At 70.9% G+C, this 2075-nt stretch carries 2 protein-coding genes; one reads left to right on the forward strand and one right to left on the reverse strand.

Annotated elements, in window-relative coordinates:
* Positions 1-37: 37 nt before the first annotated feature.
* Entirely contained in the window at positions 38-835 is a 798-nt protein-coding gene (locus LQV45_RS27890; RefSeq protein WP_230010132.1) for an inositol monophosphatase family protein, read from the reverse strand.
* 61 nt (positions 836-896) lie between these two features.
* Here LQV45_RS27890 and LQV45_RS27895 point away from each other — a divergent pair.
* Positions 897-2075, forward strand: a 1179-nt coding sequence (locus tag LQV45_RS27895) for an NAD(P)/FAD-dependent oxidoreductase (protein WP_230010134.1), incomplete at its 3' end; no start/stop codon positions are given.

Below are 2075 nucleotides of genomic sequence, written 5' to 3' on the forward strand. Positions count from 1 at the left end.
CCCGGGACGTCCGAGAATGCCATGAACGCTCCGCGCTTCACTCCTCGGTCTCGAGCGCGTCCGCGATCCGGCCGTAGAACCCGGGACCCGCGGCGATGACCATGCCCTTGCCGGGCCGACCGCCCGGCGAACCGCCCACCATGCCACCGGCTTCCTCCACGAGCAGCACACCCGCGGCGTGATCCCAGGGGTTTGTGCCCTTCTCGTAGTAGGCATCCACGCGTCCGGCAGCCACCGACGCCAGATCCAGGGATGCCGCGCCGATACGGCGGATGTCGCGGGCGACCGGCATGACGCGCGCGAGCCTCTCCAGGGTCGGGGCGTGGGTGGCGGGGTCGTAGCCGAAGCCGGTCGCGACGAGACCTCCGGCGGGGCCGACCTGGTCGTTGACGGCGAGACGCTCCTCCCCCAGCCACGCACCGCCGTCGCGGGTGGCGCGGAACATCTCCCCCGACACCGGGTTGTAGACGACGCCGACGATGGCGGTCCACTCGGCCGGATCGGCCGATCCCTCGACGGCGGCGATGCTCACGGCCCACGCGGGGATGCCGTAGGCATAGTTCACCGTGCCGTCGATCGGGTCGACGACCCAGGTCACACCGCTGGAGCTCTCGTGCGCGTCGGACTCCTCACCGAAGAAACCGTCCTCCGGGCGCTCGCGCTCGAGTTCGGCGCGGATGAAGGCCTCGACTTCGCGGTCGGCAGCGGTCACGATGTCGGCCGCGACCGACTTCGTCGCGATCTCGACTCCCTCGCGGCGGCGGCGCGCGGCGAGATCACCGGCTTCACGGGCGATGCGGGTGGCGATGTCGAGCAGATCTGCGGCGAGCGTCATGGCATCCACGCTACTGGTCCACCCCCTCACCGGATCCGGGGACGATCGTTACCGTGGGCAGATGAGCGCCATCGAGTCCACTCGCTACGACGTCGTCATCGTCGGCGGAGGGCACAACGCCCTCGTCGCCGCGGCCTACCTCGCCCGCGCCGGTCGATCGGTGGTGATCCTGGAAAGACAGGATGCCGTCGGCGGCGCGGCCGTGTCGGAACGACCGTGGCCGGGGGTCGACGCGCGGCTGTCGCGGTACTCGTATCTCGTGAGCCTGCTACCGCAGAAGATCATCGACGACCTCGGACTGCGCATCGACCTGCGCCGCCGGAGGTACTCCTCGTACACTCCCGATCCGTCCGACCCCACGCGCGGCATCCTGATCGACACCCAGGATGCCGCGGCGACCGCCGCCTCGTTCGCCCGGACACTCGGCGACACCGGTGAGGCCGAGAGGTTCGCCGCCTTCGGCGAGCGCCTGGCGCCGCTGGGGCGCGCCGTGTTCCCGACGATGACCGAGCCGCTGCCCACCGCCGACGAGATGCGCGAACGGGTCGGCGACGACGAGCTCTGGACGGCGCTGACCGAGCGGCCGCTGGGCGACCTGCTGCGAGCATCGCTGCACAGCGACATCGCCCGGGGCGTCGCGCTGACCGACGGGCTCATCGGCACGTTCGCGTCGGCGGACGACGCCTCCCTCGCACAGAATCGCTGCTTCCTGTACCACGTCATCGGCGGAGAGACCGGGCACTGGGACGTGCCGGTCGGCGGCATGGGGGCGGTGACCGCGGAACTCGAACGGGCCGCGCGCGAGGCGGGCGCCGACATCCGCACGGGCGTCGAGGTGACGTCGGTCTCACCGTCCGGTGAAGTGCACATTGTGACCGATCGCTCCGAGACCTACGTCGGAGAGGTCGTGCTCAGCGGAGTGGGGCGGGCCGTTCTCGCGCGCCTGCTCACCGCCGGCGGGACCTCCACCGAAGCCCCCGAGACCGAGGGCGCGCAAGTCAAGGTCAACATGCTCCTGTCACGCCTGCCGCGCCTGAAAGACACCTCGGTCGCCCCCGAGGCCGCCTTCGCGGGGACCTTCCACGTCAACGAGACGATGACGCAATTGGAGGCCGCCTACGTCGCGGCATCCGCGGGCCTCGTCCCCGATCCGCTGCCCGCCGAGATCTACTGCCACTCGCTCACGGACCCCTCGATCCTCGGCCCGGATCTGCGGGCGAGCGGATCACAGACCCTCACC

The sequence above is a fragment of the Microbacterium sp. Bi128 genome (assembly GCF_918698205.1).